The sequence below is a fragment of the Streptomyces laculatispora genome (assembly GCF_017353455.1).
In the GTDB taxonomy this organism is placed as follows: Bacteria; Actinomycetota; Actinomycetes; order Streptomycetales; family Streptomycetaceae; genus Streptomyces; species Streptomyces laculatispora.
On the sequence record NZ_JAFMPZ010000171.1, the window covers coordinates 1 to 7,456 of the forward strand.

The 7,456-nt window shown below is 71.9% G+C and carries 5 protein-coding genes and 3 pseudogenes; 3 read left to right on the forward strand and 5 right to left on the reverse strand.

Going from position 1 to position 7,456, the window contains the following annotated elements:
* Window positions 1-9 precede the first annotated feature (9 nt).
* From J1C73_RS10050 to J1C73_RS10065, 4 genes are all read right to left on the reverse strand, one after another.
* Window positions 10-2,157 (reverse strand): right-handed parallel beta-helix repeat-containing protein, encoded by a 2,148-nt coding sequence (locus J1C73_RS10050; protein WP_207316026.1) that lies wholly within the window; start codon window positions 2,155-2,157, stop codon window positions 10-12.
* Window positions 2,158-2,236: 79 nt separating this feature from the next.
* Complete coding sequence (locus J1C73_RS10055) at window positions 2,237-3,583, reverse strand: EsaB/YukD family protein (RefSeq protein WP_207316027.1); 1,347 nt, start codon at window positions 3,581-3,583, stop codon at window positions 2,237-2,239.
* Window positions 3,584-3,664: 81 nt separating this feature from the next.
* Complete coding sequence (locus J1C73_RS10060; protein ID WP_093545736.1) at window positions 3,665-3,979, reverse strand: WXG100 family type VII secretion target; 315 nt, start codon at window positions 3,977-3,979, stop codon at window positions 3,665-3,667.
* A gap of 82 nt (window positions 3,980-4,061) precedes the next feature.
* The gene (locus J1C73_RS10065; RefSeq protein ID WP_242643965.1) at window positions 4,062-4,427 is read right to left on the reverse strand and encodes a WXG100 family type VII secretion target; all 366 of its coding nucleotides are present in this window, start codon (window positions 4,425-4,427) and stop codon (window positions 4,062-4,064) included.
* Window positions 4,428-4,627: 200 nt separating this feature from the next.
* Between J1C73_RS10065 and J1C73_RS34695 the strand changes: the two are divergent.
* The 3 genes and pseudogenes from J1C73_RS34695 to J1C73_RS10075 form a co-directional block, all read left to right on the forward strand.
* Window positions 4,628-4,784 (forward strand): annotated as a pseudogene (locus tag J1C73_RS34695) (IS6 family transposase); the annotation flags it as partial.
* Between the two features lie 125 nt (window positions 4,785-4,909).
* A pseudogene (locus tag J1C73_RS10070) lies at window positions 4,910-5,158 on the forward strand (ISAzo13 family transposase); the annotation flags it as partial.
* A 7-nt stretch (window positions 5,159-5,165) separates the two neighbouring features.
* On the forward strand, window positions 5,166-6,062 hold the full coding sequence (locus J1C73_RS10075) for a transposase (RefSeq protein WP_242643967.1): 897 nt from the start codon (window positions 5,166-5,168) through the stop codon (window positions 6,060-6,062).
* 26 nt (window positions 6,063-6,088) lie between these two features.
* Here the strand turns inward: J1C73_RS10075 and J1C73_RS10080 are convergent.
* Window positions 6,089-7,456 (reverse strand): annotated as a pseudogene (locus tag J1C73_RS10080) (ISAzo13 family transposase); the annotation flags it as partial.

Genomic DNA, 7,456 nt, shown 5'->3' on the forward strand with positions numbered 1-7,456 from the left:
TCGGCCTGCTCAGCCGCGGTCGGTCTCCACGAGGTGACCGCGGCTGAGCAGGCCGAGGGCGGCGAGGAAGCCGCCGTAGAGCCGGGCGACGGTGGTCTTGCCGGTACCGGCGTTCCCCGCGAAGACGAGGTGGCGGCTGAGCGGCGGCGGGGCGAGCCCGGCTTCCTGGCGCACCTTGACCATCTGCATGAGCCTGGTCAGCGTCAGCACTTCGCGCTTGACGCCGTCGAGCCCGACCAGGCGGTCGAGTTCGGCGTGGAGTCCGGCGAGTCTGGCCGCGGCCTCCTCGGGGCCGCGAGCGCCCTCCTCGGGGTCGCCCGGCCCGGTCCTCGCGGGGGCGCGGTGCGCGGGCACGGCCGTCAGGACGGCGCGCGCCTCGCCCGGCGGCGCGAGCGAGGGCAGCAGCGGCTCCGCGACGTCCTCGACGTGGCAGTCCTCGGCGCGCACCTCGGCGTCCTCGGCGCGCAGCAGGTCGGTCTCGGTGCCGGTGACGGCGCAGCGGCGCAGCAGGACACGGGAGCGGGCGGCGGCGTAGACGGCGGGGAAGCGGCTGCCGGTGAGCCGGCAGTCCTCGTAGCGGCCCGCGCCGCCCTCGTCGACGTAGAGCGCGTTCTTCGCCGCCCCCTCGACGGTGAGGCCGCGCACCTCGGGCCTGGCACCGGCGCGGACGACGACGCCGCTGCCGCCGGAGGCGCCCACGGTGCCGTCCTCGATCACGGCCGTGCTGTCCTCTTCGAGGAGCAGGCCCGCGCCGCCGCTGCCGGTGACGGTCACGTTCTCCAGCCGGGCACCGGTCCCCGGGCCGATCCTGACGCCCGTCTCGGCGCTGCCCTCGATCGCGCACCGCGCGAGCAGCGGGCGGTGGCTGGTGCGCAGCCGGACACCGTCCCGGCCGCCGGAGACGCGGCAGTCGCGCAGGGCGGCGTCGCCGTCCTCGACCACCACCCCGGCGAGTTCGGCGCCGCTCACCGCGCAGCCCGTCGCGAGGAGTTCGGCGCGCGCGGTGACCCGCAGACCGTACTCGGGGGTGCCGGTGACGGTGCAGCCGCCGGCGCTCAGACGTGCCGAGCCGCCCAGGTGGACGGCCGTGTAGGCGGTGTCGCGCACGGTGCAGTCGGTCAGCGTGAGGTCCGGCTCGCCCACCGCGTAGACGCCGTTGGCGCCGGTACGGGCGAAGGTGCAGTCCCGCCCGGTGACCTGCCCCGCGGCGCTCACGACGAGGGCGCTGTCGGCGCAGTCGACGGCCCGTACGGAGATGAGTTCGCCACTGGCCTTGCCCGTGACGAACACGGCGGCGCCCTCGGTGTGGTGCACGTGGCAGCCGTGGAGGCGGACCGCGCTGTCGTCCTCCGCGAGAACGCCGGCACCGGCGGTGTGGAAGATCTCGCAGTCCCGCAGCCGCACCCCGTGGCCCGGGTCCCCGGCCTCGTGCGCGGCGCCCTCGGCCGCGGGGGCGCGACGGCCCGCCGTGTCGCGCATCCACAGGCCCTGTCCGCCCGCCCCGTGGAGGCGGCACTCGTCGAGGCTCGCGGTGGCGTGGCCGCCGACGAGGACGGCCGACCCGCCGCTGGCGCGCACCTCGCAGCGACTCAGGCGTACGTGCGCCCCGCCGCTCACCAGGACACCGTGCCCGGTGACGCCGTCGATCAGGGAGTCGGAGACCTCGGCACGTGCCTCGTCCTCCACGCGCAGGCCCTCACCGGTGCACCCGGCGAGCGTCACGTCCTCCAGGACTGCGTGGCCGGTGCCGGTCAGGCGGACCGCCGCCGCCCCGGCACGCCGCACGGTGCAGCCGCCGAGCCGGGCGGTCGTCGTCCCGGCGATCTCGACGCGCCCGCCGGTGATCTCGCAGTCGCGCAGCACCGGCTCGCCGCCGCGCAGCAGGACGACGGGGTCCCGGGGGGTGTCGGATTCGAGGGCGAAGCCCCGCACCTCGGCGCGGCCCGCGTGCACGGTGAGGGCGGGCCCCCGGGCGGCGACGAGCCGCACGGTGCCCTTGGCGACGAGGCTGACGTCCTTGTCGAGCACCAGGCTCTCGGTGTAGGTACCGGCCTGGACGGTGATGACGGCACCGGGCTTCGCCGCCCGTACCGCCGCCCCGATCGTGCGGTGACCGCCCCAGCTCCCGGGCGCCACGCGCTCCGCGGCGAGCCTCACCGCGCCTGCCTCCGCCGGGCCCCCGTCCGGTGGCCGCCGGACGGGGAAGGTACGGGAAAGCTGTGCCCCTGACGGCCCGTCACAAGCTGCTCCCGAGGTTGGCCAGCTTGTCGAAGAGGCCGAAGACCCCGGCGGCGAGCGGCACGCAGACGACCGCGAGGAAGGTCGCGAGTCCGCCCGGCCAGCTCGGGCGCTCCTGCTCGACGGGGCGCAGGGCCGCGCCGAAGGCGAGGAAGAGACCACAGGTGAGCAGGACGAGCCCAGCGAGGAAGGCGGCCAGCGGCCCGGCCGTCCGCGAGTCGAGGGCGTACTCGGGGACGCGCACGGCGAGCGCCAGCAGTCCCACGACACCCGCCGCGAGCTGGGGGGTGACGGCGCTGAGCACCCGGACGGTCCCGGCGTGGAGAAGCAGGCCGAGGCTCACGCAAGCGGCGAGCGCGAGGCCGTAGACGTCGTCGTGTGCGGCGAGGACGAGCAGCGCGGCGGCCAGACCGGCGGCAAAGACGCTGCTGAGCGTGGTCAGCAGCCGGTTGCCGCGGCGGACGATGTCCTCGACGTCGGTGGAGTCGATCACGGCGGCGCCGGTGTCCCGCCCCGAGGGAACGAGCACCGCGATCTGGCTGGTGACCCTGGGCAGGAGCCCGGCGAGCAGGAACAGCACCGTCGCGACCACGGCTGCGGAACCGGCGAGACCGGCGTGCAGGACGGTCAGCGGGACCACGAACGCCGCGGCGACGAGCGTGAACAGCTGGAGCAGCACGGTGGCGGCCGAGGGCAGCGCGAGGAGCCCGGCGAGCGCGCCGATCACGGCCGTACCCGCGACGAGCACGGGTGTCGCGACGGGCCCGTGCACCGGGGCGGCGAGCCCCGCGCAGGCCATCAACGGGCAGGCGGCGAGCGCGATGAGCCGCCGCACGGCGAGCGGCAGCGGCCAGTTCTTGCGGGTGGCGTACCAGGCGAGGAGCGCGCTGCCCAGTGCCGCGACCGCGACGAGGGCGGCGGAGGCGCCGGAGAGCCGGAACGCGCCGAGCCACACCGCCGAGGCGATCATGACGAACAGCCCGGCGAGCACGACGCTCTGGGCGCGGCGGCGGGCGCTCCACAGCGAGCTGTCCCCCCGCGCCTCCCCGACCTGCTCGTCGAGGTCAGTGACGCTCAACTCCTCGCGTTCGGAGGCGCGCTGGTCGCGCAGGTAGAGCACGGCGCCGTCGAGGATGCCCGCCGCCGCCAGCGAGACGCCGGGGGCGAGGGGCACGCCGCCCGACTCGGCGAGCGACCAGACCGGAGCCAGGTCCTCGGGCTCGGGCTGGCCGCACAGGGTGGCGAGCCGGGGGGTGTACTCGGCGATGGGGGCCTGCGCGGGAAGCGCGAGGTCGACTCGCCTGCGCTCGCCGACCACGGTGACCCGGCAGCGTTCATCGGGCACGGACGTTTCCTTCGGTGTGGGGCGTACGAGGCCGCTTCGGTGTGGGCGTACGAGGCCACCGGCCCGTGGGCCGCGGTGGGTTCAGTGCCGCCAGGTCGACATGTTCGACCACTCGGCGTCACTGTAGTTGTTCCAGTTCACATGCATCGCCTGCGCGATGCGGCCGAGCACGCCGTCGGGCCCGAAGAGGCCGTCGGCGGCCAGGTCCCACTCGTTCTGGAGATCCTGGTAGTACGTCGCGGCCTGGCTCTCGCGCCAGGCGTCGGCGAGCGGCGCGAGCTGCGACTTGAGCGCCTGGAGTTCACCGGAGATCTCCCCGGCCCTGGCGTTGAGCGTGCCGCCCGCGGCGGCTAGTCCCTCACCGACGTAGATCGGTGTGCCGTCGATATCGGCCATGGCTCCTCCTCGGATGCGCCCGGCCCGGTGGCCGCGCGCGGACCGCCGGGGGCGGTGTGCGCGAACCGGCCGGGGCGGCGGATCAGTTGAAGTTGGTCCCCGACGGGATCTTCGGCACGTCCTGGCCGAGCGCGGCGAGGTTGTTGAGGTTCTGCTGCTCGGATTCCTTGTAGTTCACGTAGTTGCCCTGGAGGCCCTTGGAGATGCCCTCCAGCGCGTCGTGGAGCATCCGCGCGTAGACGTCGTACTCGGCCATGAGGGTCTGGAACTGGGTGTGGGCGATGCCCTGCCAGCTCGCCTCCAGGCTCGTCACGTACGTCTTGAGCTCCGCGAGTTGCCCCGCGATCTCGGTCGCCGTGCGGGCCGTGTTGCTGGAGGCGTTGGCCAAATACTCGGGAGTCACCCGGTACGTGACGCCGCCGACGCTCACAGCGGGCTGTTCAGCCATGGGAATTCGCCCTTCTCGCCTGCTACCTGATGTGGTCAAACATCGCGCAGGCGCCCTCCGCCACTGGACAAGCCCTGAGCATACGCGGCGCACACGCCACCGCTTGCCCCGGGCGGGGCACCGTCAACTTGGCTGAGCGTCTGCCTGTGGGAAGATCATCGGGTAGTGGAACGGCCGGGGAGGACTGCTCGTGGAGTCTGGGGTTCCGCAGCGTGGGTGGAGCCCAGCGGTTCCTCTCCGCCTCCAGTGACATCTCACCTCGCTTCCGCCCCGTCGCACCTGATGACCGCCACCGGCTACCGCACCGAAATGCGTCACCGCTTCACCAACTGGAACCAGATCACCGGGGCCGCCGGCTGTCTGCTGCACCCTGAGCACAAGAGCCGGAACCTCGCCGCACGGGCCTTGACCCAAGGCCGGGTAGCTAAGGGCCTGCGGAGAATCAAGTCGTTGCTTCCCGCCTTGAGCCTCGTTGATGTGGTATGGGGAGTTCGGAGGAGATCGAGGAGGCGTTGGCCGCGAAGTTTCAGGCGCTGTTCCCGCACCTGGACGAGCGTCAGCGTCGGCTGGCCATAGGAGCGGAGGCTCGCTCGCTGGGCCATGGCGGGATCCGGCTGGTGGCCCGGGCCGCTGACGTCCGTGAGGGCACCGTGTCGCGTGGGGTGGCTGAACTGGAGTCGGGCGAAGCCCCGTTGGGACGGGTGCGCCGGGAGGGCGGCGGCCGCAAGCGTGCGGCGGCTGTATGTGACAGGCCAGTGGCAGATCGGTGACCCGCCTGTCCTGGTAGTCCTCGATGCCGGCTATGACGTGACCCGTCTGGCTTTCCTTCTCACGGACCTGCCCGTGGAGCTGCTGGGCCGGATGCGTTCGGACCGCGTCCTGTACTTCCCGCCCCCGCCGCAGCCACCGGGCAAGCGCGGGCGCAAGCACAAGCGCGGGCCGGAGTTCGCGTTCGAGGCCGCGGCCACTCAGCCGACCCCGTCGGTCACCACGGTGTCCGACACCACCCACTATGGGAAGGCCGTTGCCAGTGCCTGGGATCGCCTGCACCCGCTACTGGTTCGGCGCTCGGCCTGGGCCGACCACCCCGAAGGAGAGCTGCCGGTCATCGAAGGCACCGTCGTCCGTCTTCAGGTCGACCACCTCCGTGGAGACCGCAGCCCCAGACCGGTCTGGCTGTGGTGGTCGGGCACCGCCGCCACGGCCGACGACGTGGACCGGCTCTGGCGGTCATTCCTGCGCAGATTCGACCTCGAGCACACCTTCAGAATGCTCAAGCAGACGTTGGGGTGGACCGCTCCCAAACTCCGTGAGCCGGCCGCCGCCGACCGCTGGACCTGGCTCGTCATCGCAGCTCACACTCAGCTCCGCCTTGCCCGGCCCCTCGCAGAAGACCTCCGCAATCCCTGGGAACGGCCCGCCCGCCAAGGGCGCCTCACACCCGCGCGTGTCCGTCGACGATTTCGCCGCCTCCACGGGAAAGCACCTCAGCCGGCCGGCGCACCGAAATCCAGCACCGCGGGCCCCGGCCGGCCAATCGGGATGAAGAACAAGCACCGCGCACGCGAGCACCCCGTCGGGAAACAGGTCAAACCGAACCTCGCGGAAGCCATCGCAAGCAGCAGAGCTGCATAAACGCCAAGCTTAGGGCCCGTAAAAAATCAACACGTTGGTTTGGTCTCTGTCGTGAGGGTCGCGCTGTGTGTGGTGGCGTGGACGAGGAGCCCTGCCAGGGTGCTGAGGTGTGCTGCTGGGGGCTGGGGTGTGTGCGCGTGCTGGTCCATCAGTCGTCGGATCTCGCTGGTGGTGTGGCGGATGGTGTCCTTGCTGACGGCGAAGAGGTGGGCCAGCACGGTAGGCGGCAGAGCGAGGTTTTGTTGCAACACGGTGGCCAGGACCCGTTCGGCCAGGTCGAGTTTGACTTTGCGGCCGCCGCCCGGGGCCCGGCGCCGGGTGCCGCCGTCGCGTCGGGTGGCCGGGTCCTGTTTCTGCAGCGCCTGCCAGCCAGGGGTCAAGGTCTCGGTCAGCTCGGTCAGTGCGGCGCAGGTCATGCCGGTCAGCACGGGATGCGACAGGGCACCGCGGTCGAAGACCGCCGCCGGCCCGGGCGTCGGCCTGGTGGGGCCTGCCGGGCTGGCGGGGTGGGGGTGCACGGTGTAGTTCCATTCGCCGTGGAAGGCATGTCCGGTGACCGGCACCGCGTTCAGCTCGGCGTCGCTGACCTTCACACCGGTGGGATAGGTGCCGGTGTCGAGTTCGGCGTGGACGGTGAGACCGGTGCGGGTGGTGGTCGCGGCGATGCTCTGAACGATGACCTCGTGGCTGGTCAAGGGCCTGCCACGCCAGTTCATCGTGATGTGGGAGAACAGCCGGTGTTCGACCTTGTTCCATTTTGAAGTGCCTGGAGGAAAGTGACATACGGTGATCTCCAGGCCTATCTCGACGGCCAGGGCAGCCAGCTCGAACTTCCAGGCGCGGGTGCGGTATCCGTTGGACCCGCCCGCATCCGCGGTGATCAGAAGGCGCCGGGAGGCGGGGTACGCAATGCGGCCGGCCGCATGCCACCAGCGGCGGATCGAGGCGACGGTCAAGGCGGCGGTGTCGTGGTCAGTACCGACGCTGACCCAGCCAGACTCCGCCGTCAGGTCATAGATTCCGTACGGGATCGCCTTGCCGAGATCGGCGTCGGGGAAGTCGCGAGAGCGGACCTGGACCGGAACGCCCTCGCGATGCCAATCACGTCCGGCGTTCTTGTAGTTCCCGACCAGCTCCTTCTTTTTCGTGTCGACGCTCACCACCGGGTCTCCCGCGGCCTGGAACTCCTTGGCCTGCTCGTTGATATAGCGGAACTATGCATCCCTGTCGGGATGTTGTGCACCTTCAACGGTCTTGGAGTTGCCCTGCAGACTGAAGCCCTTCTCGCGCAGCAGGACGGCGACCGTGTCCGTCGAGACCCGGTGGTCCTGCCGGGTCAGATCGTCGGCCAACTGCCGGGTCGACTTCACCGTCCACCGCAGCGGCGACATCGG